The sequence below is a fragment of the Pseudarthrobacter sp. H2 genome, assembly GCF_050157045.1.
Taxonomy (GTDB): Bacteria; Actinomycetota; Actinomycetes; order Actinomycetales; family Micrococcaceae; genus Arthrobacter.
On sequence record NZ_CP189594.1, the window covers coordinates 4,689,939 to 4,713,075 of the forward strand.

Here is a 23,137-nt window from a genome sequence, read left to right on the forward strand (position 1 = left end):
GATTCGGCCGGTTTTCCCTGCCTTCTGGTCTACGCCGCGGCCCTGAAACCGTCAAGACCGGGCCGTTCCGGCGGGTGGCAGGAGGCCGGAACCCTAAATGTGGTGCGACTCCGAGAGGAACTGCGCCAGGCTCAGCGGCTCCCGTCCGGTCAGTTCGTGCACGGCCGACGTCGGGCCGGCCAGTTGGCCGGCTGCGATGGCCGTGTAGGTGCTCACCCAGGCGTCGACCTGCCACGGCGGGGCTCCGGAGGGGGCCCGTGACGCGTAGGCCTCCTCCAGCGTCTCGTTCCGGAAGATGATGGTCCGGCCGGTCCCGGCGCTCAGGATGTCCGCCGCCCGGGCCAGCGAGATGTCCTCCGGCCCGGTGAGATCGTAGGTCCTTCCCACATGCAGGGCGGGGTCCCGGAGCACCGCCAGGGCGGAGCGGGCAACATCCGCGCGGGCGACGGCGGCCATGACGCCGCCCCCGGCCGGGCCCCGGATGACACCGTCTTCCCCGGCCAGCAGCGGCAGGAAATCAAGGTAGAAGTCGTCCCGCAGGAAGGTGTAGTCCATGCCGGAGGCCTTGATCCGTTCCTCCGTCGCAAAGTGGTCCCGCGCCAGGGTGAACACGGCATCAGGCGCCGCCCCGAAGAACGACGTGTACACGATGTGCTGGACCCCGGCCGCGGCCGCAGCGTCGATGAAGGTGAAGTGCTGCTGCAGCCGGTCCTCGGCCTCGGCGGCGGAGACCATGAACAGCGACTTCACCCCCGCCAGGGCGGCACGCGCGAGGCCGGGATCCCCGTAGGTGAACACCACGGGGACGGCGTTCTCCAGCTCCGGCGCCCGGCCGGCGTCGCGCACCAGCAGCCGCTGCGGGCTTCCGGCGTCGGCCAGCAGCCGGGCCACCACCCCGCCCAGCTGCCCGGTGGAACCCGTCACGGCAAGCTCAGGCAAGTTCGTCACGGGCCTAGGCCTCACGCGAGGCGGGCGACTTGGTCTGCGCCGGGTCGCGCTCGGCCAGGGACCCGATCGCGGCGTCGATCCTGTCCATGATCGCCGGGTCCAGTTTCACGCCGGCGGCGGCCACGTTTCCCGCGATCTGCTCCGGCCGGGACGCACCCATGATCGCGGAGGCCACGTTCTTGTTCTGCAGCACCCAGGCGATGCTCAGCTGGGCCATGCTCAGCCCGGCCTCCTGGGCGATCGGCTTAAGCTGCTGCACCCCGGTGAGGACCTCGTCGGACATCCAGCGCTCGATCATCTTCGAGCCCCCCTTGGTGTCGGTTGCGCGGCTGCCCTCCGGGGCCGGCTTGCCGGGGTGGTACTTGCCGCTCAGGACGCCCTGCGCCATCGGGGACCATACGATCTGGGACAGTCCGAGCTCTTCGGACACCGGGATCACCTCGGCCTCGATGACCCGCCACAGCATGGAGTACTGAGGCTGGTTGGAGATCAGCTGGAAGCCCAGTTCCCGGGCGAGGGCGTGGCCGTCGCGGATCTGCTCCGCCGTCCATTCGCTGACGCCGATGTAGAGCGCCTTGCCCTGCCGCACGATGTCCGCGAAGGCCTGCATGGTCTCTTCCAGCGGGGTGTCGAAGTCGTAGCGGTGGGCCTGGTACAGATCCACATGATCCGTCTGCAGCCGGGTCAGGGAGCCGTTGATGGCTGCCATGATGTGTTTGCGGGACAGGCCAAGATCGTTGTGGCCCTTGGGTCCGGTGGGGCCGAAGACCTTGGTGAAGATTTCCAGGGACTCCCGGCGCTCGTCCTTCAGGGCGTTGCCGAGGACTTTTTCCGCCGCCGTGTTGGCGTAGACGTCCGCGGTGTCAAAGGTGCTGATACCGGCGTCGAGCGCTGCCCGGACGCACTCGGTGGCGACGTCGTTCTCCACCTGCGAACCGTGGGTAAGCCAGTTGCCGAACGTGATTTCTGAAATCTTGAAGCCGCTGTTCCCGAGGTATCTGAATTCCATGGGTTTCACCGTAGCGGACTTGACTGTCCGGGGTAAGGCTCAGCCGGCTTTGCGCTCCTGCGCCTGCGGCTTGTCCCCGGCCTGGCCATGCGGCGTGAACTGCGCCTTCGCCCGCGCGATAGCCCGGGCAGCGGCCCGGGCATCGGCGCGTGCCACCGCGGCGGTCCATTCCGCTGAGAGATGCGGTTCCATTTTCGCGGGCCGGGATGCGCCCAGGAGCCCGGCGAGGGCCATGGCCGTAACAGCCACGAGCCGGCCGAGGCCGGCCAGCACCAGCGTCAGGACAAAAGCGATGAAGAGCCCGAAGAACATGGCGAACGCCACTCCGAGGGTCCCGAAGAAGGTCAGGTTCAGGGCGATGGTCGTCGGATCTTCCACGTCACCTTTCCTCTCCAGCCTGCAAGTGAGGTCCTGCCGCAATGTTGCCGGGCAGCAGCCCCTGTTAACAATACGGACTTTTTCGGCGCGGGCACCCGGGCTTCCGCGGCCCGGGTTCAGATGTGTCCAAGTTGATATCCCCGGGCGTGTGCCTGCGCACCGGCCGGGGGCGTCTATAGTCGGAAGCAGCCCCGCCGGCGCCGTCCGGCCTGCCGGAAAGGACACCCCGTGACGCACGCCGCCGCAGGCAACAGCGGGCCGGACAGCGGCCCGTCCCGTACCCCGTTCCAGACCCACTGCCCCTGCCTTTCCGGCGAGCCGTACGCTGGCTGCTGCGGCCGCTTTCACCGCGGCGAGGCGGAGGCGCCGACGGCGGAGCAGCTCATGCGCTCCCGGTACAGTGCCTTCGTGGTGCTGGACGCCGGATACCTGCTGCGGACCTGGCACCCGGACACCCGCCCGGCCGGGCTGGAACTCGACCCCACCGTGCAGTGGCGGCGCCTGGACATCGTCTCCACCCGCCGCGGCGGTCCGCTGGACAGCGAGGGGACGGTGGAGTTCACGGCCCATTTCCGGCACGACGGCGAACGCGGAGCCCAGCACGAAACGAGCCGGTTCGTGCGGGTGGACCGCCGCTGGTACTACGTCGACGCCGTCCTTTCCGTTTAGCGTCCGTTCAGGGTTCCTCGGCCGTTTCCACCGGGGTGAACCCGGCACGGTCCACCTTGCGGTGGAAGTGCATGCCGGCGAGCCCGCCCAGGACGGCGCCGATAAGCGCAACCACGGCCACCACGACGGCGGCGATGATGCTCATGGTGTTCAGCTGGCCCTCGTTGACCGGGATCCGCGGGAAGCTGTTCAGGTTCGCCAGGATGTTGAACCGCTGGCCGGCGACCAGGCCGAGCCCGGCGACGACGACGGCGGCGATGAGGGCCCAGATCCAGACCATAAAGCCCTGCCTGGCGCCGTTGAAGCGCGCCATCCGCCCCGCCACGTAGCCGCCGCAGTAGTACGCCACGAACAGGATCACGAGCAACGCGATGATCCCGGCGAGGCCCACCGTCTGGTTGCCGGCGGCCTGGTTCGCCGCCTCGTTGAGGTCGGTATTGGTGGCGAGTCCCACGGCGGTACCGGCCGCGGCAACCAGGGCGGTCAGCAGCACGGCCGTGCCGGTCGCCGCGAGCCAGCCGAAGAAGGCGGAGCCGACCTTAATGCCGCCGAACTGCTCCTTCTCGCGCGCCACCACGGTCTGGCGGGTCGGGACCTCTTCCTCAACGGCCGGACGGACCAGCCCGTCAGGGTCCTGGCGTGCGTCGTGGATGTGGGCCTCGCGGTTCAGGACAGCGTCCCCGTCACGGGTCCGGCGGGGCGTTCGGTCTTCGGGGCCTGCTGTGCTGCTCATGGGACTGCTCCCTTCACTGAATGACCCTGGTTTGTTGTTGAAACGGGCACCGCAAGGCGGAGACCGGCGTGGGGTCCCATCTCCACCTAACCACGGCCGGAACGCGGCAGCAAGGGTGCTTACTGTCCGGCGGAAGGGGCAGCGGGCCCTATCGGCGGGAGCCGTTGCGGGGCGGCCCCAGCCCGGGTCAGCGGTATTTCCGGTGCAGGTTTTCCTTCACCGAAGCCCGCGGGCTGGCGTCCGCAATCCAGGGGCCGGTCCCTTCGGACTGGTCCAGCACGCCGGCCTCGAGCCACTCGTACTCGCCGGCGAGGACCTTGCGGGCGAGCACATGGTCGGCGTCGTCCGTGTTCCTCCACAGCCGGTCGAAGTATTCGTCCACGCGCACGCGGGCCTGTTCGCAGTAGGCCTCGGCGAGCTCGTAGGCGGAGGCGCCCCGTTCCGGCGACGTGCGCAGCAGCATCTCGGCCCGGGAGCAGGACGCCGCCATGGCGAACAGTTCCGCGCCGATGTCCACGATCCGGCCCAGGAACGCCTGCTTGTGCTCGAGCCTCGCCTGCCAGCGGCCCATCCCGTAGAAGGTCTGCCGGGCCAGCCGCCGCGAGGACCGTTCGATGAAGCGCAACTGCTTCGCCAGCCGGCCGAAGTCGCTGTAGGACCTCGGATCCATGCCCGCACCCGCGACCAGTTTGGGCAGCCACCTCGCGTAGAAGCCGGAGGCCCCGACGGCGGCCTTCGCCTTGTCCTGCAGGCTCGCGTCCGCCGAGGCGAGGTTGCCGGCGGCCGCCAGATGCGCGTCCACGGCTTCGCGGGCGATCAGCAGCTTCATGATTTCCGAGGAGCCCTCGAAGATCCGGTTGATCCGCAGGTCCCTGAGCTGCTGCTCGGCTGGCACGGCGCGCTCGCCGCGGGCCTGGAGCGAGTCAGCCGTCTCGAAGCCGCGTCCGCCACGGATCTGGACCAGCTCGTCGGCGATCAGGCAGCTGATCTCCGTGCACCACAGCTTGGCGAGGGCCGCCTCGATCCGGACATCCTTTTGCCCGGCGTCCGCCATTTCCGCGCACAGTTCGAACACCGCGTCGAGCGCGAAGGCGCTGGCCGCGATGAAGGCGATCTTCTTGCCGACCGCCTCGTGCTGGCCGACCGGCCGGCCCCACTGGGTGCGGGCGTTGGACCATTCGCGGGCGATCTTCAGGCTCCACCGGCCGGAGGCGACGCAAAGCGCAGGAAGTGCGAGACGGCCCGTGTTGAGCGTGGTGAGGGCGATCTTCAGTCCCTGTCCTTCGCGTCCCAGCCGGTTGGCTGCCGGAACCCGGACCCGGTGGAAGCGGGTGACCCCGTTTTCGATGCCGCGCAGCCCCATGAAGGCGTTGCGGTTTTCAACCGTGATGCCGGGCGAGTCCATCTCCACCACGAACGCGCTGATGCCACCCTTGTGCACTGTCCCGTCCGGGCCGGTGCGTGCCGGGACCAGCGCCATGACGACGACGAGTTCGGCAATCACGCCGTTGGTCGTCCACAGCTTCACGCCGTCCAGCAGATAGGATTCGCCGTCCTCCGACGCGACGGCGGTGCTGCCCATCCGGGCGGGGTCGCTGCCGACGTCGGGCTCGGTCAGCAGGAACGCGGTGATGGCGCCGGCGGCGCAGCGTGGCAGGTACTCCTGCTTCTGCGCGGGTGTGCCGAAGACCTTGACCGGCTCCGGAACGCCGATGGACTGGTGCGCGGAGATCAGGGCGCCGAGGCTGGGATGCACCGAACCCAGGAGCGCCAGCGCCCGGCCGTAGTACACGAGCGAGAGGCCCAGGCCGCCGTAATCGCGGGGGATCTTCATGCCGAACACGCCCAGGTCGGCCAGCCCCTTGAGGTATTCGTCCGGGATCAGGGCGTCGCGCTCAATGGCGCGCCCGGACATGGTCCGGCAGTACTCGGTAAGGCGGGCCATGAAGGCCTCACCGCGTCCGACGTCGTCCGCCGGGGCCTCCGGCCACGGATGGATCAGGCTGAGGTCAAAGCTGCCGAGGTAGAGTCCCTTGGCGAAGCTGGGCCGGTCCCAGCTGGTTTCCCGGGCGGCCTCGGTGACGGCCCGGGCATCCGCCGCGGTGGCCTGGGGGCCGATGTGTTCGGCGCTGACCGGTTCCGCTATGGCTGAATCCGGGAGGTCGGTGGCTGGATCTTCAATGGCGGAGCTCATCGGGCATCTCCTCTAACCGGGGTGGCCGGCTCGAGCCTTGGTCCGCCGTGGGTGGAAGACCCTTCAGCTGTCCCTCAATGCTACCCGCGGGTAAGTGCCCGTGCTAGGGGCGGGCTGCCCGTGGAAGTCAGTCCCGAAGTCGCCCCTGAGCTCCCCTGGAAACTCCACCGTGGCGGCGTGGTGCACCAGGCGGTCCCACAGATGGTTGATGCCGTGGACCAGTCCCAGCAAGGTGCTGGCCGCGATGACCCAGGCCAGGCGTCCGACCCCGACCAGGACCAGCGCCGAGAAGGCCGCCGTGGCCATGAAGACGGTAATCACCAAAGCAACCACGAGGGTTCCGAAGAACACCATGGTTGCCGTTTCCACTGCGCTTAGGTCGAACTGCATTGTTCCCCCTGCATCGTCACGTCGGCTGGATCACTAGCCCGAGCGTAGGGGGACCGGTGCGGGCGCAGCCAGCGTTTTTGGGTCGTGGCGGGGGCGTTGATACAAGATCGAAATGCTACCGAAGGGTAGGTCACGAAGCGGTCGCGGAAACCTCATCGACCGGGCGGCCTATGGGCGCGATTAGTCGTCGTCGTGCTCGGGGGCGCCCTGGTTCAGGACCTGGAAGTCCGCGCCGAGCTGCACTTCCACTTCGGCACCGTCGTTCAGCCGTATCTCCACCTCATAGGCGGAACCGCCGTCGTCCTCCCGTTCGACGTCGCGCACGGATCCCTGGCCGACCTTGGCGAGGGCAGCGTTGCCCGCCTTGTCCCGGTCCTCGGTGCTCAGCGGCTGTGCCGGGCTGTCCGAGTCGTCATCGCGCTCGATGTCGGCGACCTTGACCAGGACGGGGATGCTGTTCCAGGCCTGGACGTCCCTGGACTGCTGGCTGGCCGCCACCGCAATAGACACGCCTCCCAGCACCACTGCCGCCGACGCCGCCCCGGTGATCAGCATCATTTTCTTCCGCATGACAGTCTCCTCTCAGGTGGTTCCTCCAGTGTGCTCCGGATGCGGATTCCAGACAACGATCAATGCAACCGGGGGCCTGCGTTAACCTTGTAGTTGGCAGTTTTCTTCGAATCCGCTGCCCCAAACATCCCAAGGCAGCTGAAGGAGAGTGCATGTCCCGCTCCGCCGTGTCCTCTGCCGACGCCATCGGCGACCGGCTCCGGGACCTCGAACTCCTCATCAAGGGACCCGCCTGGGCGCTCACCCGCTCGGCGCCGTGGGTGATCGCCGTGCTGCAGGCCTCCTTCAGCCGCATCAGGCCGCAGCTTCCGCTGGAACAGTTCCATGCCGACGTCGATGCCTTCCTCGAACAGCTCCGCCGGCAGGCCCCCGGCACGGGAGAGCAACTGGGCGGCGCCGCCAACGGCCCGCTTTCCGGGAAAAAATATGCCGACGAGTGGACCCGGAAAAACTTCCTGACCCGGCGCAACCAGTCGGGCCAGATCGTCTACGAGGTCACCGAGCCCGCGGCCCGCGTCCTCGCCTTCCTCGACAGCCTCTCCAACGAGCGCTCCACCCTCAACGGCTCCCGGCTCGGCACCCTGCTGGGCGACGTCGAAAAGCTCGCCAACGAGACCAACCCGGACCAGAGCGCACGGCTGGAGTCCCTCGAGGAGGAGATCGGTGAGCGCCGCCAGCTGATCGAGGACATCAGTTCCGGCGACTTTGACGGCCTGCTCGACGACGACGAGGCGGTGGAAGCGGCCGGTAACATCCTGGACCTCGCGGCCGGCCTGCCCGCCGATTACAAGAAGATGCGTGACCGGATCGAGGAGCTCGTGGGGGAGCTGCGCAACCAGATCATCGAGGAATCCCTCAGCAAGGGCGCCACCATGGCGCAGGTGCTGGAGGCGGACAAGCGGCTCCGGCAGAGCCCCGAGGGCAGGACCTTCCGCTCCTTCACGGCATTCCTGGAGGACCCGCAGCAGCAGCTGAGGTTCCGTTCCGCGATCGGCGAGGTGCTCAGCCGGCAGTTTGCGGACGACCTCAGCCACGAGGAACGCGAGACGCTGAAGAACCTGGTGGCGGAACTGCGCACGCAGCACAGCCAGATCCAGCGGATCTACGGCAAACTCAGCGAGAGCCTGAACACCTATGTCCAGAGCGACGACTTCCGCCAGTCGGTCCGGCTCCGCCAGGTCCTGCGCGAGGCCGAGCAGGCCATCCGCTCGTTGCCATATGAGCGCGAACGGCCGGGCCTGGTCCGCGGGCCCGTGCTCTTCAACGCCGGTTTTGAATCCCTGGCCATGGTCAAATTGTTCGACCCGGACGAGTTCGCGGCCGCGCCCAGGCTCGCCGACCCGATCGCGTTCAGCGACTCGGACCGGGCGCGCTCGCCGCGGACCGGCAAGGCCAAGCCGGAGCTCATCCGCGCCGCGGTTGCCGGCGCATCCTCCCTCGGCGAGGCCTGGGACCAGCTCCCGGCCGAGGAACGCCACCTCAACTCCATCCGGGCCCTGCTCTCCCACGCCCTCCACGACGGCGCCGGCTTCGACCGCCCCGCGTGGGAGCCCCTCGACTTCGAACAGATAGACGGCACCACCCGCACCGCGTACCTGCCGGTGGTTACGCTCAAGAAGGACTGAAGATGACTGAAGAAAAAATTCCGGTGGTCGAGCCTGTCGAGACCCCGATTTCGACAAGCTCAATCACCGGGGGAGTCACGCCGCGGGACACGTTCGTCGACGGCGCCGCCCTGTTCCCGGGCGACACCGGCGTGCTGCCGATGAAGGTCCGCCAGGCCCTCGTGAAGCTCCTCAAAGGTCCGTACATCGACGGCGGCCGCGACGAAAAACTCTGGACCACGCTGCTGGACAACCAGCTGATCCTGCGCAGCCGGCTCTCCGAGGTCTTCCTGACCCTGCAGCTGGACCACGAACGCAAAGTGGCCGTGCTGCGGCCGGTGGACCCCGACGCGATCGGCGGCAGTACCCGCTCCAGCATCCTGCGCCAACAAAGGGCCCTGAGCCGCGTCGAGACCATCGTGCTGCTGCGGCTGCGGCTCCTGCTGGACCGCCACCTCACGGCCCAGACGGACCCCACGATCACGCGCGAAGAAATCGCCGACCTCGTGGCCCACTACCAGCCGGCCGGAGCGCAGGACGCCCTGCGGGATTCCGACGTCGTCAACCGCGCCATCACCAAGCTCCTGGCCCGCCAGCTCCTCCTCACCACAGGCCTGGACGACGTCTACACAATCTCCAACGCCCTCCCCCTGGCCCTCCCCTTCGACAACATCGGCAACATCCCCGCCCAGATCGAGGCCCTGGTAGCAGCCTCGGCAGACCCCGCGGGAACGGAACCACTGATAGAGCTCGACGCCGCCACCGAGGCCACTGGCGAATCCGAGGACGACGCAGAAGGTGAGCCGACCAACGACGACGACGGCGATGTCGCCGTCGGTGACGATGACAACGACGCAGCAGCCGATACGGACGCCCAAGGTGACCTGAAGAGCGAAGACGGCGACGGCGATGCCGCCCCGGGAGTGGCATCGGGCCTGACGGAGCCGGCAGCATCGTCCGAAGGACGAGTGCTGTCCGGCGAAGGGGCGGGGGCGGCATCGCCGTCGTCGTCCAACGCAACCACGGAGCCGGAGGACGCCAAGTGAGCATCGCAACCATGCTCCCGATCGGCGAGCTAACGAACCCCGGCCAGATGCGCCTGGCCCTCGTCCAGGTGGTCAACTGGGGCACGTTCCATGGCGCCCACACGATGCACGTGGACCGCAGCGGCACCCTGCTGACCGGCAATTCCGGGGTCGGCAAGTCCACGCTGTTCGATGCGATGCTGCGGGTCTTCGACGCCCGGCCGCGCTCCAACGAGGCCGCGGCCCAGCGTGCCGGCGGCGCCGTGGAGGACAAGCGGACCACGTTCACTTACATGCGCGGCAAGGTGGGGGACAAGGCGGTCGGCGAGGGCTCGGCCAGTGCCTTCCAGCGTCCCGGCGCCACCTGGTCCGCCGTCGCACTGACCTTCGACAACGCCGCGGGCACCAGGGTGACGGTCTCGGCGCTGTTCGACCTGCCCAAGAACGGCACGGAGTCAAGCGTCGGCCGGTTTTACCTGGTCGACAACAAGCCGCTGGATCTCGAACTGCTTGAGGGCATCGCGGAGAAGCGGTTCACCCGGTCCGCGCTCGACGCGATCTTCCCGGACGCCCAGATCTTCGACGTCCACAAGGCCTTCGCCGAACGCTTCCGGCGCCTGCTCGGCATCAACTCGGACCAGGCCCTTCCGCTGCTGCGCGTGATCCAGGCCGGCAAGGGCCTGGGCGGCAGCGTCAACAACTTCTTCCGTGACCAGGTCCTGGACCCCCCGGCCACGCTGGCCGCCGCGGACGACGTCGTGGAGGAATTCAGCAACCTCATGTCCATCCGGCAGCGCCTGGAGGACGTGCGGCAGCAGCGCGACCAGCTGGCTCCGGTCCCCGGACTGAACGGTGACTATGCCCGCTCGCTGCTGGAGGCGAACCGGCTGCGGGACCTCGCGGGGGAGGAATTCGAGGCCTACCGGCAGCAGCTCGCCGTCGCCGTCCATGAGAAGACCCTGGAACGCTGCCGCGGGCTCGCGCAGGCGAAAGCCAAGGACCTCGGCGCCGAGCGCGGCGTCCGCGACGGACTGGCCAAGGAGCTGCGCCAGCTGGAGGCGGACTACAACAACCAGGGCGGCAACGCGATCTCCGCGATCGAGCAGTCGCTGGAGAACGCCCGGGTGGGGCTCAGGCTCCGGCAGCAGGTCCAGGAATCGGCCCGCAAGGCCCTCTCCGACGCCGGCCTGGAACTTCAGTGGTCGGCGGCCGGCTGGGAGCAGGCCCATGAGCATGCCGCGGCGCGCTCGGCCGAGCTGCAGGACGACTCGGAGGCGCTCAAGGAGCTGCGCTTCGAGGCGTTCGACGGTCACGCGGCCAGGAAGCGCGAACTCGCCGCGGCCCAGCAGGAGCTCGTCTCGCTCAAGACGCGCAAGTCCCTGCTGCCGCCGTCGAGCATTGAAAACCGCAGCGCCATCGCCGCAGCGACCGGCGTCCCCGAGGAACGGATGCCGTTCGGCGGCGAGCTGATCGACCTCGCCGAGGGCCAGGAACGGTGGCGGCCGGCCGCCGAGCGCGCCCTGCGGAGCCTCGCCACGACGCTGCTGGTTCCCGGCGAGCATTTTGCCGCCGTCACCCGCTACCTCAATGACCACTCCGTCCGGGGCGCCCTCCGCGCGGTGGACGTGTCCAAGCCGCTTTCCGGCGGCGCGCTGGCCGTGGAGGACGTGGCCGACGGCGATCTGCTGACCAAGCTGAGTTTCCTCACCGATGCGGCTCCCCACTCCGCTCCCCACGCCGCCGCGCTGGCGGCGGCCAGCACGTGGGTCCGGGAACGGATTGCCCTCGACTTCGCCTTCCCCTGCGTGGAGAATCCGGACGAGCTGGCCGGGCTGGACAAGGGCCTGAGCCTGGGCGGCGTGATCAAGCGCAACCGCCACACCGTGGAGAAGGACGACCGCTTCACGTCCCGCCAGGACTACGTCCTTGGCTTCGACAACGCCGCCAAGCTGGAACTCGTGGCGGCACAGGTCGGGGAGTTGCAGCGGGAGCTCGTCAAGGCCGCGGAACTCGCGCAGAGCCGGGAGGAATCGCACCAGGGCATGACCCGGCAGCTCGAGGCCCTGCGGCGGGTGGCGGATGACCACCGCCCCTGGGAACAAGTCTCGGCCGCCGTGGCCGAGGACGGGCTCGCGAAGATCGAACAGCGGCTCAAGGATGCCCTCGCCGCGCAGGCCGACCTCGAGCCCCTGCGCGCCAGCATCGAGGCCGCCCGGCACCAGCACCAGTCCAGCACCGAGGCCGCCGCCGTGCTGCAGAGCGAGTACAAGGCCCTCGATGCGCAGCTGACGGCTGCCGATTCTCGTCTGGACGCCGCGCGCGCCCGCCTGGAGCAGTCGCCGCCGTCGGACTCCACTGCCGCCGCGCTGGAACCGTACTTCGCCGGCGCCGGCGACCTCCTGGAGATTTACGAACTCGACAATCTGGCGAACCAGGTGCGGACCCGGCTCCTCGCCGAACTGCACGCGGCGGAATCCCGCGGACAGGCCACCGCCGAACGCCTGACGCGGATCTTCGAGGGCTTCGTGCGCGAGTGGGGCACGGCGATCTCCGCGGACCACGGCACCTCGATCGGCGCGGCGGGGGAGTTCGAATCCCGCTACCACGCGATCGTCAGTGACGGGCTGCCCGCGCAGGAGGCCGAGTTCCGGCAGTTCTTCAACCAGCGCACGCACGAATCCTTCAGCACCCTGCTGCACCTGCTCGATGAGGAACGCCGCTCCATCACGAGCCGGATCCTGCCGCTGAACGGCATCCTGTCCGAGGTCAACTTCCACGAGGGCAGCTTCCTGGAACTGGACATCAAGCAGACCCTGCCGGCCACCGCCAAGCAGTTCAAGGACGCCATCGCGAACGCGCTCAGGGTCCGCCACACCCGGCCGGGGAGGGCGGCCGTTTCCGCGTCCGTTTCCGCTTCCGGGGCGGACATCGACGACGACGCCGAGCTCACCAACCGCTACAAGTCGCTCGAAACGCTCGTGAAACGGCTCGGCTCGCAGACCCCCGAGGACCGGCGCTGGCGTGCCGACGTGCTGGACGTCCGCGGGCACCTGTTCATCCAGTGCAAGGAGCACCGCGAAGTGCCGGGGCCCCGCGGCGGAAAAAAGACGGACGTCTTCATGCACGCGGATACCGGCTCGATGTCCGGCGGCGAGCGGCAGCGGTTCACGGCGTTCATCATGGCCGCGGCGCTGAGCTACCAGCTGGGCATCGCGGAGCAGGGGTTCACCACCTACGGCACGGTGATGATGGACGAGGCCTTCGTGCTGGCCTCGGAGGAGTTCGCGGGCGCCGGGATCAAGGCGCTGCACGAGTTCGGGTTCCAGCTGCTCCTGGCCGCGCCGGAAAACGTGATCGACCTCTCGCGGCACCTCGGATCGGTCACGGAGATCCTGCGGGACAAGCGCACCAACCGCTCCGGCGTCCTGACGGCCCCCGTGATCGGGCCGCGTCCGGGGTCCGGGGGAACCTGGCGTTCGGAGGCCAACCCGGTGGACATCGTCCTCCGCTGACCGTCCGGTCTACTCCAACGCGGGGTCACTTAAGGCCCATATTCCCCACCGGGATGGGCCGTATGTGACCCCGCGTTGCCAGTCGCGGAGCCGCCCAGTCCTGCTTGCCTACCGGCAGGCGGCAGCGCAGGCGTCGATCTGGGCCTGGACGATCGCCCCGTAGCGGGCCACGAGCTCGTCGAAGTCCCAGCCGCCGAACAGGCCAAGGGTCCGCACCGCTTCGCCGAAGCCCATCATCAGCGCCACCACGATGGCGGCGTAACGCCGGTCCGGCGTCGTGTCCCCGATCAGGCCGGCGATGCTGGCGAGGTAGCGGTCACGCGTTTCCGTGCGGGCGGCTTCCGGCGCGGGGGAATCCTGGATGCTGAACGGCAGCATCGCCCAGGGCTCCTTGAGGCCGCGCTCGCGCCGCATGAGTACGCGGAAAACCAGGGTTGCGCCGAGCTCCGATGCCGGTACCTGCAGCTCATTCAGGAGCGATTCGTCCGGCTGGACGGCTGCGAAAAGCTTCTCTTTCGAGCCGTACAGCTTCATCACCAGAGCGGCAGAGACTCCGGCGTCGGACGCAATGTCACGCACCGTCACGGCACGGTAACCGCGCGCTCCGAACAGCTTTCCGGCAGAGTCCAGGACGGCGTCGCGGCTGGACGGGATCGCGTGGCTGGGGCCGCTCATGCGTCCACCAGCTGGCCGGTGGGCATGTCCAGCTCCAGATTGGCGTTCACCGAGCGGTTGTCCACGGCCAGCTTCCGCGCCATCGCCTGATGGGTCACGGGATGGAGCATGGTGACAATGTAGCGGCCGGCGGCGGGCAGCGGCAGCGAATACCTGCCCTGGCTGTCCGTCCTGGTGGTGGCCACGTGTTCGCCGGAGGCCTGCAGCAGTGTCACGACGGCGCCCGGGAGCGGTGTGCCGGCCGCGCTGGCCAGGCCGCCGAGTTCCAGCCGGTCGTTCAGGTGGAAGTTCTGCGCCAGGGTGCGGCCATCGAAGTCGAACACTTCCGCCATGGGTGCCCAGCCCGCTGCGTTGGCCACCATCAGATACGTGCCGGCGCCGGGCAGCGCCACCGAATAGTTTCCCTCGCTGTCCACCCGGCTCCAGTCCACGGCTTCGCCGCTGGTCTGCAGCACGGAGACGACGGCGGGAGTCGCCGGGCGGTGGTCGCCGGCCAGCACGCGGCCCTGCACGACGAGCTCGCCGGCGACGGCCGACGGAATAGCAGCCTTCCGGCCCGCCACCACCGCGGGAATGAAGACAGCGGCAGCGATCGATGCCGCGGACGCGAGCGTCGCCATCCAGAAGACGTCCTGGAATGCCTGGAAGGACGGGAGCTTCGCGGCTCCGACGGTCACGGTGACGGAGGTGAGGACGGCGGCGACGGCAGCGCTCGACGTCGAGGTTCCGATGGACCGCACCAGGCTGTTGAGCCCATTGGCGGAGGCCGTTTCCGTAATCGGCACGGCGCCCATGATCAGCGTCGGCATGGCAGCGTACGCAATGGCTGTGCCGATGCTGACGACGGTGGAACCGATGATGACCCAGGCGATGGAGTCCCAGAAGAAGACCCGCCCGACGTATCCCGCAACCATGACTGCCGCCCCGGCGATGAGGGCAGCCTTCCCGCCGAAGCGCTTGATGATGCCACCGGAGACCGGCGCGAACACCACCATGGCCAGCCCTGACGGGACCATGCACAGGCCGGCCGTGATGACGTTCAGCTGGAATCCGTAGCCGGTGGACGTGGGCAGTTGGAGTTGCTGGGTGGTCAGGAGCATGTTGGCGAACATGGCAAAACCGATCAGCAGGGAGGCCAGGTTGGTCAGCAGCACCGGCCGGCGGGAGGAGGTGCGGAGATCCACCATCGGCTGCCCGGCCTTGAGCTCATAAGGAACCCAGACAGCCAGGAGCAGCGCGGCGGCAAGGAAAAGCAGCAGCACCGGCTCGGAGCCCCAGCCCCAGGATCCCCCCTTGGAGATGGCCAGGAGCAGTGCAGCCAAGGCCGCAGAGAGCACCACGGCGCCGGTGTAGTCGAACCGGCCGGGAGTCCGGACCTTTGATTCTGGCACCACCAGGATCACGGCCAGCAACAGCAATGTGCCGGCACCTGCCGAGACCCAGAAGATCGATTCCCAGCCCAGGCCTTCGTAAAGTATCCCGGCCATCGGCAGCCCCAGGGCGCTGCCGATGCCCAGCGTGGCGCTCATCAGCGCCACCGCCGAACCCATTTTCTCCTTGGGCAATTCATCGCGCATGATGCTGATTCCCACCGGGATCAGGGCCGAGGCGAAGCCCTGCATGGCCCGCCCGATGATCAGCCAAAGAAAGCTTCCGCCGACGGCCGCCACGATGGAGCCCACCACCATGATGGCCATGCAGACCACCATCATCTTCTGTTTGCCGTACATATCGGCGCTGCGGGAAACGATCGGCGTGGCCACCGCGCTGGACAGCAACGTCGCCGTGACCAGCCACGACGCGTCGTCGGCGGTGACTCCCAGAATCCCAGGAAAATCGGGGAGGAGTGGCACCACAAGGGTCTGCATCAGCGCCACCACCGTGCCGCTGAGAGCCAGGACGGCGGTAATGAGCCCCGGGGACGGGGTGCGGGACGTGGGACGTGACATGGCGGGGCCTTCTGGCATGCGGTGGGTGGGGCGGCGGGCGCAGCCCAAAGGGTGAACGCGCGTTTACTCTCTCTTGAGTGAACCATCGTTCACCCCTGCAGGGCAAGGCAAGCGCGTGTTTGTTCGGTCACGGCGCCGGCCGGCACCGACGCTCCCTCACGTCCGGCGGGTTTGATTCCGACGCTCCCTCACCTCCGGCACCGGCTTGGGCGCCGCGGCCGCTCACCCGCCGTTCTCAACTGTTAACCCCGGTGTTCCCTGCCGGCCGTTTGGGTTGGGTAGCTTGTTGGGATGGCCGACAATCCTTTGCTCCCGGAGCCTGGCGGACGGCGGGTCTTCGTTGCCCTGGGGGATTCGTTTACCGAGGGTGTCGGGGACCGGAGCAGGAGGCTGCCGAACGGGGTGCGGGGCTGGGCGGACCGGGTCGCGGAAAGGCTGGCCAAGGCGGAGCCGGGCTGGGAGTATGCCAACCTTGCGATCCGCAGCAAGAGGCTGCGCCACATTATCGCCGAACAACTGGAACCGGCGCTCGCCATGGAGCCCGCGCTGATCACGCTGTACGCGGGTGGGAACGACATCCTGGATCTCGGTACCGACATCCAGGCACTCCTGAAGGACTACGAGTTCCTCGTCGCCCGGCTCGCCGCCAGCGGGGCCACGGTGGTGCTGTTCACCGGATTCGATGTCCGCGTCTCACCGCTGCTGGAACCCTTGAAGAAACGAAACGCCGTCTACAACCGGCGCGTCCGCGAGGTGGCCGCCCGGTACGAGGCAGTGCTCGTGGACTACTGGTGCTTTGACGCCTTCTACGACCCGCGGATGTGGGATTCGGACCGGCTGCACATGTCCAAGGCGGGCCACAAGTACCTCGCCGGGCAGGTCCTGGACCATCTTGGCGTGCCGCACAAGATCAAGTCGAAGGACTGGGAGCCGCCAGCCAAGCTGGGCCTCCGGGAGTGGGAGCGCCGGCAGCGCCGCTGGATCCGGGACTGGGTGCTGCCGCTCTTCGGGCGCAAGCTCCGCGGCGTCACCCTGGGGGACCAACTTGGGCCGCGCTGGCCCGAACCCGTCAGGGTTCCGCGCAAGGGCGGCCTGAAGAAGCTGCTTCCGGAGTGAGCGCCGGCCGGACCGGACCGCGGGCGGCCGGGCTCAGGAGCGCTGCGGAATCGGGCCCAGGCTTCAGCTGTCCATCAGGTTTTCGTAGCCGGCGGCAACCCGGTTGGCGTGGAACTCCATGACCTCGAAATCGGCCACTCCGTTGACGTAGAAAGGGTCCTTGGACAGGGCGGTGTCGAGGATGTCCCGTTCCGCGTTGGAGAGCAGCAGCGCTCCGGTGCGGGGGATCTTGCGCCCGGCGACCATGAAAACGCCCTCGTCGAAGGCGTCCTGCAGCCAGATGACGTGCGCGGGGAGGTGGAAGTCCACGATCTCTTCGGGCACCTTATAAGTCAGGGAGACGACGTACATACGGTCAGCCTACCCGGAGCCTGCTGCGCGCAGGGAGGAAGTTTTTTGGGGAGCCCCGGAGCGGTCCCCGCATCCGAGAGGTTGAAATGTCAAGCTTCGTCTAGAATGGAGCCATGACCGAACCGCGCTGGCTCAATGCCGACGAACGCCGAGCCTGGCTGGCCCAGCTGAGCATCAATACCCTGCTGCCGGCTGCGCTGGACTCCCAGCTTCATTCCGCGGGCAAGCTCTCCCTGTTCGACTACAACGTCCTGGCGATGCTTTCCGAGGCCGAGGGCCGGTTCCTGCCGCTGAGTGAACTCGCCGCGCGCACCAGCGCCTCCCTCTCCAGGCTCTCCCATGTGGTCACCAAGCTGCAGAACCGTGGCTGGCTGGAACGCCAGCCGCACCCGGGCGACGCCCGCGTCACCACGGCGCACCTCACCGACGCCGGAATGGCCACCATCGAGGAGCTCGCCCCCGGGCATGTCGAGGCGGTCCGTTCGCTGTTCCTCGACGCCCTCAGCCCGGCGGACGTCGCGGACCTGGCCCGGATCGGCGAGAAGATCGTGGGCCGCCTGGATGACGACCACTGGATCCTGCGGGACAACTGATTCCGCCGGGCCGGCGCACGCCCAGGTAGACCGCCCAAGTAGCTCGCAGTTGTTGCCGTTTTGAGCGCTCAGAACGACAACAACTGCGACCCAGTTGGGTTCGCCGGGGCCGGCTTTGTTGCCCGCGGCAACTGCTGGCAGACTGGATCCATGGATTTCACCTCCCGCTATGTGGCCCTTGGAGACTCCTTCGCGGAAGGCGTCGGCGACGACGACGCCGGGCGCCCCAACGGCGTCCGGGGCTGGGCGGACCGGGTGGCCGAGCAGCTCGGCGCCGCCGACCCGGGGTTCGGGTACGCGAACCTCGCCATCCGCGGCAGGAAGCTCCGCCAGATCATGGCCGAGCAGCTCGGCGCCGCCGTCGAACTCAAACCCACGCTCGTGAGCATCTACGCCGGCGCCAATGACATCCTCCGGCCCAGGATCAATATCGATGACCTGCTGGTGGAATACGATGCCGGCATCCGCAAGCTGACGGCCACCGGCGCCACCGTGGTGATGTTCACCGGCTTCGACTCCCGGGGCTCCAAGCTTTTCAGCACCACGCGCGGCCGGACCGCCATCTACAACGAGCTGGTCCGCGGCATCGCCGGGGACCACGGAGCGCTGTTGGTGGACTACTGGCGATTCAGCGAATACCACGACTGGGGCATGTGGGCCACGGACCGGATGCACATGTCCCCCGCCGGCCACGCGAACATGGCCAAACGCGTCCTGGCTGTCCTGGCACACGACCACTCGATCGACGTCCCGCCGATGACACCGGTGCCGGAGCCGAGCCGGGCCGCAGCAATCCGCGCGAACGCCCGCTGGGTCCGGGAATTCGCCGCGCCGTGGGTGGTCCGGCGGGTCACGGGGAAGTCCTCGGGCGACGGCCTGGCGCCGCGGTACGGCCAGCTCACGCACCTCTGAGCCAGCTCACGCACCTCTAAGCGACTTAGCCCGGAAACCCGGCGTCGCCAGCAGTTCGCAGCTGCCACGGACGGCGAGCACCTCGATCTCCCACCCGTCGGTGGCCCGGTCCAGCATCGGTGTCCCGCCGGCCACGATCGCCGTCGCCAGTACATCGGCGGTGATGATATCCGGCGCAGCGACCGACACCTGGCGGAACCCGGCGCCCGCGGGCCCTGTCCAGCTGCGGGCGCCCCAGCTGCGGGCGCCCCAGATGTGCTCGCCACGTTCCGCGGAGCCCGAGGTCGCCAGGGCGCGCTTCGTGCCGGGTCCGCCCAGGGGGCAACCGGCAATCAGCGTGTCACGGTCCTGCGGATCAACGATCCCCGCCTGCCATGGTGCCCCCGTCGAGGGTCGGGGCGAGCCGTTCACGAGCACATCGCCCCCGGCGTTCAGGCACCAGTCCCCGATGCCCAGGGTGAGCAGCGCGTCGCCCGCCTGTTCGATCGCGTAACCCTTGATGAGTCCGGAAAGGTCCAGGACGCCGTCGGGCCGCTCCGGGGAGAAGGCTCCCTCCGTCAGCAGGCGCCAGCCGACCGCGTCCGCGTAGCGGCCGCGCATCTGGGTTGAGGCCGCGCGGAGCGACATTTCGCCCCGGGCCACCCTGCTGGCCTCCGAATCGCGGCGGTACAGGCTGAAGATCCCGTCCAGGCCGGCAAACACGCGTTCGACGGCGGCGGCGGCCGCCGCGAGTCCGCCGTCGGGCCCGACAGTTCCCGGCTCAGTTCCTGCCGGAACGGTCAGGCTGATGACCGTGCCCATGCAGCCGAAGGTCCTGGTTTTCAGGCCGGAACTGTTCACGCCGGCCCCCTGGGCTCAGAGGTTTGCTGCATCAAGGGCCGCCTGGAGCGAGGTCAGGTACGCTGCACTGGTCACGGTGGCCCCGCTGATGGTCTGCACCTTGGCGGACTGGGCCGTGAGGACCTCGGCCCGCAGCAGGGGAGCGGCCCGGTTGCTGATCTGGATGGACTTGCGCTCCGCGTCGGTGAGCTGGAGCGCCGTGACGTCGGTGATCGCGCCGGCCTTCACCGTGATCTGCACCTGGACGGCGCCGAAGCGCGTCTGGACCACCGCGCCGGCGTAGGTTCCGCCCGCCTTTGCGGCGGCACCGGAGGGGCTGGAGGAACCGGAGGCGCCCGAGGCAGCGGAAGAGCCGCTGGAGCCGGAAGACCCGGCGGTGCCGTCCGCCCCGGACGACGTCCCGACGGCGCCGCTTCCGGTGTCTTCGACGCGGACGCCTGCCTGCCAGCCCGCCAGGAGAATGCCCGCGGAAGCCAGCGCCGCTGCGACTGCTGAGCGTGCCCTCACCAGTCGAACCTTTCGCAGTGGAGTTGGTCCTCGCGGACGCCGGCAGTGCGGGCGTCGTGGAGGACGCTCCGGGCCCAGGCTGCGGGTCCGCAGATGTACACGTCCGCGTCGGCCACCTGCGGGGCGTAGCTCGCCAGCCGGTGTCCCGCGCGGGACGCGCTTTCCGGCAGCCAGGTCTGGACACCGGCCGGCCGGGACCCGGTCAGGTGGAAGAGCGTGGCGCCCCTGCGCCTGCAGAGTTCCAGGATTTCCGCGCCCAAATAGAGCTCGGCTTCGCCGTGTCCGCGGAGGATCACGGTGGCGTTCCCCGGCTGGAACGGCGTGCTCTCCAGCAGGGCGCGGATGGGGGTGATACCGATGCCGGCCCCGATCATGACCACCTGGTTCCGGCTGCGGGCCGCCGTGCTGAACAGCCCATAGGGGCCTTCCACCGCAACCTTCGTCCCGCGCTTCAGCGAAGCAAGCTGCGCCGAGCCCCGGCCCAGGTTGCGGACCGTAACCCGCAGCGAACCCCGACCGCCGGCGTCGAACGTCACGGGCTCTGCCGAGAGGCTGAACGGGTGGGGATGCCACCAGAGGCCCGGAGCGAGGAACCGCCAGATGAAGAACCGGCCGCCGCTGCCGGCCAGCCGGTCCAGGTGCAGTCCGGACATTTCGATACTGACGACGCCGGGCGCCACCGGTACCACCCGGCTGACGGTCAGCTGGTGCCGGAACGTTGCCAGCAGGGGTTGCGCCACCCGGCAGTACAGCAGCGCGGCCCCGGTGGCGATGCACAGGGCCAGCCAGTACCAGCGCTGCCAGGTGCCCTCGGCAAAGAGCGCACCGACGCTGAACTGGTGGGGCAGCGCGGCCAGGACGGCGGCGTAGGTCAGCAGGTGGACGGCGTACCAGAACTCGTAGGGGAAACGACGACGGACGGCCACCAGGGAGGTGACCACGACGGCGATGAACAGGCCGATCGAGACGACGGCCAGCCACATGTCCGGAACGAGGACCCACAGCGCGACCAGTTCGCTGACAGGATCGAGCCCCTCGGCCATCCCGTAGCCGATCGCGATCAGGACCGCGTGGGCGAGCAGGAGGTAGAGGGCCGGTTTACCGAGTTTGCGGTGGACCTCAAGGGCGCGGTCGTGTCCCATGGTGCGGTCGACGACCGGGATGCGGGCTGCCAGCAGCAGCATGCACAACACGAGGTCCATGCCGGCCAGGCCGGCGGTGATGCCCAGGGCAGTGAAGGACCCGGCCAGGGTCGAGAATCCCGCTGCGCCGCCGTCGGCCAGCCACAACGCGACGGCGAGGGCCAGTGACGCCCAGAAGAATACTGTCAGCAGGTCCGCGGTCAGCAACCGCCGTCGATGCTGGCCCCTGAACGGATTCGCGGCGCCGGGGGAGCGGCGCGGAACCGCGGGCCGGGCCGCCAGGAGTGGTGTGTTCATGCCTCCAGAGTCCACCCGCCGCCTATCATTTGGCTGTGAAAACGCTTCGGCGGGGATATGACATCCGCTGAGCGCGGCCGGCCCTTATACACCGGGGACCGCTCCCCACAACGCAGGATTGGTCTTTAATTCGCCTGGCTCGTAGACTTGGTAGGCGCTAGGTGGCGCGGAGCGTGTGCAATTGCTCCGGTTGGCGGGATCTGTCTGAGAAATCGACGGTTCCGATGGCCGGTAGTTAGGGGCTCAAGTTGCGCGCACTCCTGTATTCGCCCAGCATCCCGGTACTTCGCAGTGGCTTTCCTTTGATCGCCACAGCCTGGTGCCCGTGGGCCCATAATCTTCGCCGCACTGAGGAACCAGCCGGAATTTTTTGGTCTGGTCCACGGCGGCGTAATCATGTGGGCGGGAGCTGGATGCGGACGCTGCCTGCCGCACGGTTGGGCGGGAACTCCGCCATCCGTTTCATTTATTTTGAGGAGAGTCGTCATGGCAGCACACTGCCAGGTGACCGGAGCCGAGCCGGGCTTTGGACACAGCATTTCGCACTCGCACCGCCGCAACAAGCGCCGGTTCGACCCGAACATCCAGAAGAAGCGCTACTGGGTTCCGTCCCTGCGCCGTAACGTCACGCTGCAGGTCTCTGCTCGTGGCATCAAGACCATCGACGTACGTGGCATCGACGTAGTTGTCGCCGCCATCCTGGCACGAGGAGTGAAGCTCTAGTGGCAAAGGACAAGGACGTACGTCCGATCATCAAGCTGAAGTCGACCGCGGGCACGGGTTACACCTACGTGACGCGCAAGAACCGTCGTAACGATCCGGACCGCATGGTTCTGAAGAAGTACGACCCCAAAATCCGCAAGCACGTCGAATTCCGAGAGGAGCGCTAAACACATGGCTAAGAAGTCAATGATCGCTAAGAACGAACAGCGTAAAGTCATCGTCGAGCGTTATGCTGCAAAGCGCCTCGAGCTGAAGAAGGCTCTGGTTGACCCCAAGTCAACCGATGAAGTGCGCGAAGCCGCACGCCTCGGCCTGCAGAAGCTGCCCCGCAACGCATCGCCCGTCCGTCTGCGTAACCGCGACATCATCGACGGCCGTCCCCGCGGCACCTTCCAGAAGTTCGGCATCTCCCGTGTTCGCTTCCGCGACATGGCTCACCGCGGTGAGCTCCCGGGCATCACGAAGTCTTCCTGGTAATTCAGCGCCCCTGAAGCCAGTGGCTTGAGAAGGGCCGGCAACCGTTTGTTGCCGGCCCTTCTTTGCTTTAACTTGCATCCGGGCGGCTCCCGCCAGCAGCCCTACGTGCTTTGCTGGTCTCCTCCAGGTGATGCACCGCACAGGCTGCAATTACGACGCCGACGCCCCGGTTCTGCGCCAAATGGCCCCTTTTGCGGCGGATTGCCGCGGATCCCAGCCGCCCCTGGGGTGGATTTGTGCTTGGTCCTGGTGCCGTGTAAAGTAATTCGAGTCGCCGCCGCTGATGCGGAAAGATAGCGACCGACCCCCTTGATGAACAGCCTGGAATATGGCGCACTTTGTGTGTGCCGGAACCGGGTGGGGATCCCCTCGTGGAACTGGAAATCGCGGAGACGCTGGTTTGCAAAGTTTCGCGGGATCGGGTAAGTTTGGGAAGTTGCTCCGGAGCGAGCCGCGACCGTGATGGTTGTGGTGGTGCCGGGTGTGTCTGTTGTTTGAGAACTCAATAGTGTGCCAAGTTTGT

General features: G+C 68.1%; 22 protein-coding genes and 1 pseudogene. 10 read left to right on the forward strand and 13 right to left on the reverse strand.

Features of this window, described 5'->3' with window-relative positions; genetic code table 11:
- Window positions 1-93: 93 nt before the first annotated feature.
- From ACQCSZ_RS21840 to ACQCSZ_RS21850, 3 genes are read right to left on the reverse strand one after another with little or no spacing between them, the layout of a single operon-like run.
- Entirely contained in the window at window positions 94-948 is an 855-nt protein-coding gene (locus ACQCSZ_RS21840; RefSeq protein WP_427005708.1) for an SDR family oxidoreductase, read from the reverse strand.
- A gap of 4 nt (window positions 949-952) precedes the next feature.
- Window positions 953-1,957 (reverse strand): aldo/keto reductase family protein, encoded by a 1,005-nt coding sequence (locus tag ACQCSZ_RS21845; protein WP_427005709.1) that lies wholly within the window; start codon window positions 1,955-1,957, stop codon window positions 953-955.
- Window positions 1,958-1,996: 39 nt separating this feature from the next.
- The gene (locus ACQCSZ_RS21850) at window positions 1,997-2,335 is read right to left on the reverse strand and encodes a hypothetical protein (protein WP_427005710.1); all 339 of its coding nucleotides are present in this window, start codon (window positions 2,333-2,335) and stop codon (window positions 1,997-1,999) included.
- 228 nt (window positions 2,336-2,563) lie between these two features.
- Here ACQCSZ_RS21850 and ACQCSZ_RS21855 point away from each other — a divergent pair, with 228 nt between their 5' ends.
- Window positions 2,564-3,004, forward strand: coding sequence for a YchJ family protein (locus ACQCSZ_RS21855; protein WP_427005711.1), 441 nt, complete (start codon window positions 2,564-2,566; stop codon window positions 3,002-3,004).
- Between the two features lie 7 nt (window positions 3,005-3,011).
- Here the strand turns inward: ACQCSZ_RS21855 and ACQCSZ_RS21860 are convergent, their stop codons facing one another.
- From ACQCSZ_RS21860 to ACQCSZ_RS21875, 4 genes are all read right to left on the reverse strand, one after another.
- Complete coding sequence (locus ACQCSZ_RS21860) at window positions 3,012-3,737, reverse strand: hypothetical protein (protein ID WP_427005712.1); 726 nt, start codon at window positions 3,735-3,737, stop codon at window positions 3,012-3,014.
- Window positions 3,738-3,924: 187 nt separating this feature from the next.
- Window positions 3,925-5,931: an acyl-CoA dehydrogenase family protein gene (locus tag ACQCSZ_RS21865; RefSeq protein ID WP_427005713.1), complete on the reverse strand. Its 2,007-nt coding sequence runs from the start codon at window positions 5,929-5,931 to the stop codon at window positions 3,925-3,927.
- Window positions 5,932-5,994: 63 nt separating this feature from the next.
- The gene (locus ACQCSZ_RS21870; RefSeq protein ID WP_427005714.1) at window positions 5,995-6,321 is read right to left on the reverse strand and encodes a hypothetical protein; all 327 of its coding nucleotides are present in this window, start codon (window positions 6,319-6,321) and stop codon (window positions 5,995-5,997) included.
- Between the two features lie 180 nt (window positions 6,322-6,501).
- Window positions 6,502-6,891 (reverse strand): hypothetical protein, encoded by a 390-nt coding sequence (locus ACQCSZ_RS21875; protein WP_427005715.1) that lies wholly within the window; start codon window positions 6,889-6,891, stop codon window positions 6,502-6,504.
- Window positions 6,892-7,043: 152 nt separating this feature from the next.
- Here ACQCSZ_RS21875 and ACQCSZ_RS21880 point away from each other — a divergent pair, with 152 nt between their 5' ends.
- From ACQCSZ_RS21880 to ACQCSZ_RS21890, 3 genes and pseudogenes are all read left to right on the forward strand, one after another.
- Complete coding sequence (locus ACQCSZ_RS21880) at window positions 7,044-8,516, forward strand: DUF3375 family protein (protein ID WP_427005716.1); 1,473 nt, start codon at window positions 7,044-7,046, stop codon at window positions 8,514-8,516.
- A gap of 2 nt (window positions 8,517-8,518) precedes the next feature.
- Window positions 8,519-9,310 (forward strand): annotated as a pseudogene (locus ACQCSZ_RS21885) (DUF4194 domain-containing protein); the annotation flags it as partial.
- Between the two features lie 227 nt (window positions 9,311-9,537).
- Window positions 9,538-13,032: an ATP-binding protein gene (locus tag ACQCSZ_RS21890; protein WP_427005717.1), complete on the forward strand. Its 3,495-nt coding sequence runs from the start codon at window positions 9,538-9,540 to the stop codon at window positions 13,030-13,032.
- 108 nt (window positions 13,033-13,140) lie between these two features.
- On the opposite strand, the gene ACQCSZ_RS21895 is transcribed toward ACQCSZ_RS21890, so the two are convergent.
- Complete coding sequence (locus ACQCSZ_RS21895; RefSeq protein WP_427005718.1) at window positions 13,141-13,707, reverse strand: TetR family transcriptional regulator; 567 nt, start codon at window positions 13,705-13,707, stop codon at window positions 13,141-13,143.
- On the reverse strand, window positions 13,704-15,656 hold the full coding sequence (locus ACQCSZ_RS21900; protein WP_427005719.1) for an MFS transporter: 1,953 nt from the start codon (window positions 15,654-15,656) through the stop codon (window positions 13,704-13,706). Before ACQCSZ_RS21900 ends, ACQCSZ_RS21895 begins: the two co-directional genes overlap by 4 nt.
- A gap of 291 nt (window positions 15,657-15,947) precedes the next feature.
- On the opposite strand from ACQCSZ_RS21900, the gene ACQCSZ_RS21905 reads away from it, so the two are divergent.
- Window positions 15,948-16,772, forward strand: coding sequence for an SGNH/GDSL hydrolase family protein (locus ACQCSZ_RS21905; protein ID WP_427005720.1), 825 nt, complete (start codon window positions 15,948-15,950; stop codon window positions 16,770-16,772).
- Between the two features lie 63 nt (window positions 16,773-16,835).
- Here the strand turns inward: ACQCSZ_RS21905 and ACQCSZ_RS21910 are convergent, their stop codons facing one another.
- A complete protein-coding gene (locus tag ACQCSZ_RS21910) occupies window positions 16,836-17,123 on the reverse strand; it encodes a YciI family protein (RefSeq protein ID WP_427005721.1) in 288 nt (95 codons plus the stop codon).
- Window positions 17,124-17,236: 113 nt separating this feature from the next.
- Between ACQCSZ_RS21910 and ACQCSZ_RS21915 the strand changes: the two genes are divergently transcribed.
- Together ACQCSZ_RS21915 and ACQCSZ_RS21920 are read left to right on the forward strand one after the other, a co-directional pair.
- Window positions 17,237-17,716 carry a MarR family winged helix-turn-helix transcriptional regulator gene (locus ACQCSZ_RS21915; protein WP_427005722.1) on the forward strand — a complete coding sequence of 160 codons (480 nt, stop codon included), beginning with the start codon at window positions 17,237-17,239 and terminating at the stop codon, window positions 17,714-17,716.
- Between the two features lie 150 nt (window positions 17,717-17,866).
- On the forward strand, window positions 17,867-18,628 hold the full coding sequence (locus ACQCSZ_RS21920) for an SGNH/GDSL hydrolase family protein (protein WP_427005723.1): 762 nt from the start codon (window positions 17,867-17,869) through the stop codon (window positions 18,626-18,628).
- A gap of 6 nt (window positions 18,629-18,634) precedes the next feature.
- Here the strand turns inward: ACQCSZ_RS21920 and ACQCSZ_RS21925 are convergent, their stop codons facing one another.
- The 3 genes from ACQCSZ_RS21925 to ACQCSZ_RS21935 are packed head-to-tail and all read right to left on the reverse strand — an operon-like array spanning window position 18,635 to window position 21,414.
- Window positions 18,635-19,429, reverse strand: coding sequence for an FAD:protein FMN transferase (locus ACQCSZ_RS21925; protein WP_427008418.1), 795 nt, complete (start codon window positions 19,427-19,429; stop codon window positions 18,635-18,637).
- A 54-nt stretch (window positions 19,430-19,483) separates the two neighbouring features.
- Window positions 19,484-19,975, reverse strand: a complete 492-nt coding sequence (locus ACQCSZ_RS21930; protein ID WP_427005724.1) for an FMN-binding protein — start codon at window positions 19,973-19,975, stop codon at window positions 19,484-19,486.
- The gene (locus tag ACQCSZ_RS21935; RefSeq protein WP_427005725.1) at window positions 19,972-21,414 is read right to left on the reverse strand and encodes a ferredoxin reductase family protein; all 1,443 of its coding nucleotides are present in this window, start codon (window positions 21,412-21,414) and stop codon (window positions 19,972-19,974) included. The genes ACQCSZ_RS21930 and ACQCSZ_RS21935 overlap by 4 nt, the downstream gene beginning before the upstream one ends.
- A gap of 486 nt (window positions 21,415-21,900) precedes the next feature.
- On the opposite strand from ACQCSZ_RS21935, the gene rpmB reads away from it, so the two are divergent.
- From rpmB to rpsN, 3 genes are read left to right on the forward strand one after another with little or no spacing between them, the layout of a single operon-like run.
- On the forward strand, window positions 21,901-22,137 hold the full coding sequence (gene rpmB / locus ACQCSZ_RS21940) for a 50S ribosomal protein L28 (RefSeq protein WP_011693744.1): 237 nt from the start codon (window positions 21,901-21,903) through the stop codon (window positions 22,135-22,137).
- On the forward strand, window positions 22,137-22,304 hold the full coding sequence (gene rpmG, locus ACQCSZ_RS21945; RefSeq protein WP_078026306.1) for a 50S ribosomal protein L33: 168 nt from the start codon (window positions 22,137-22,139) through the stop codon (window positions 22,302-22,304). The genes rpmB and rpmG overlap by 1 nt, the downstream gene beginning before the upstream one ends.
- A 4-nt stretch (window positions 22,305-22,308) precedes the next feature.
- Window positions 22,309-22,614 (forward strand): 30S ribosomal protein S14, encoded by a 306-nt coding sequence (gene rpsN / locus ACQCSZ_RS21950; protein ID WP_211882643.1) that lies wholly within the window; start codon window positions 22,309-22,311, stop codon window positions 22,612-22,614.
- Window positions 22,615-23,137 lie beyond the last annotated feature (523 nt).

What these genes read in the sequence shown, in the direction of transcription:
- ACQCSZ_RS21920 (WP_427005723.1), top strand. Translation starts at nt 17,867, where the DNA reads ATGGATTTCACCTCCCGCTATGTGGCCCTTGGAGACTCCTTCGCGGAA.
- ACQCSZ_RS21875 (WP_427005715.1), bottom strand. Translation starts at nt 6,891, where the DNA reads ATGCGGAAGAAAATGATGCTGATCACCGGGGCGGCGTCGGCGGCAGTG.
- ACQCSZ_RS21900 (WP_427005719.1), bottom strand. Translation starts at nt 15,656, where the DNA reads ATGTCACGTCCCACGTCCCGCACCCCGTCCCCGGGGCTCATTACCGCC.
- ACQCSZ_RS21925 (WP_427008418.1), bottom strand. Translation starts at nt 19,429, where the DNA reads ATGGGCACGGTCATCAGCCTGACCGTTCCGGCAGGAACTGAGCCGGGA.
- rpmB (WP_011693744.1), top strand. Translation starts at nt 21,901, where the DNA reads ATGGCAGCACACTGCCAGGTGACCGGAGCCGAGCCGGGCTTTGGACAC.
- ACQCSZ_RS21905 (WP_427005720.1), top strand. Translation starts at nt 15,948, where the DNA reads ATGGCCGACAATCCTTTGCTCCCGGAGCCTGGCGGACGGCGGGTCTTC.
- ACQCSZ_RS21845 (WP_427005709.1), bottom strand. Translation starts at nt 1,957, where the DNA reads ATGGAATTCAGATACCTCGGGAACAGCGGCTTCAAGATTTCAGAAATC.
- rpsN (WP_211882643.1), top strand. Translation starts at nt 22,309, where the DNA reads ATGGCTAAGAAGTCAATGATCGCTAAGAACGAACAGCGTAAAGTCATC.
- ACQCSZ_RS21910 (WP_427005721.1), bottom strand. Translation starts at nt 17,123, where the DNA reads ATGTACGTCGTCTCCCTGACTTATAAGGTGCCCGAAGAGATCGTGGAC.
- ACQCSZ_RS21880 (WP_427005716.1), top strand. Translation starts at nt 7,044, where the DNA reads ATGTCCCGCTCCGCCGTGTCCTCTGCCGACGCCATCGGCGACCGGCTC.
- ACQCSZ_RS21860 (WP_427005712.1), bottom strand. Translation starts at nt 3,737, where the DNA reads ATGAGCAGCACAGCAGGCCCCGAAGACCGAACGCCCCGCCGGACCCGT.
- ACQCSZ_RS21895 (WP_427005718.1), bottom strand. Translation starts at nt 13,707, where the DNA reads ATGAGCGGCCCCAGCCACGCGATCCCGTCCAGCCGCGACGCCGTCCTG.
- ACQCSZ_RS21915 (WP_427005722.1), top strand. Translation starts at nt 17,237, where the DNA reads ATGACCGAACCGCGCTGGCTCAATGCCGACGAACGCCGAGCCTGGCTG.
- ACQCSZ_RS21935 (WP_427005725.1), bottom strand. Translation starts at nt 21,414, where the DNA reads ATGAACACACCACTCCTGGCGGCCCGGCCCGCGGTTCCGCGCCGCTCC.
- ACQCSZ_RS21865 (WP_427005713.1), bottom strand. Translation starts at nt 5,931, where the DNA reads ATGAGCTCCGCCATTGAAGATCCAGCCACCGACCTCCCGGATTCAGCC.
- ACQCSZ_RS21870 (WP_427005714.1), bottom strand. Translation starts at nt 6,321, where the DNA reads ATGCAGTTCGACCTAAGCGCAGTGGAAACGGCAACCATGGTGTTCTTC.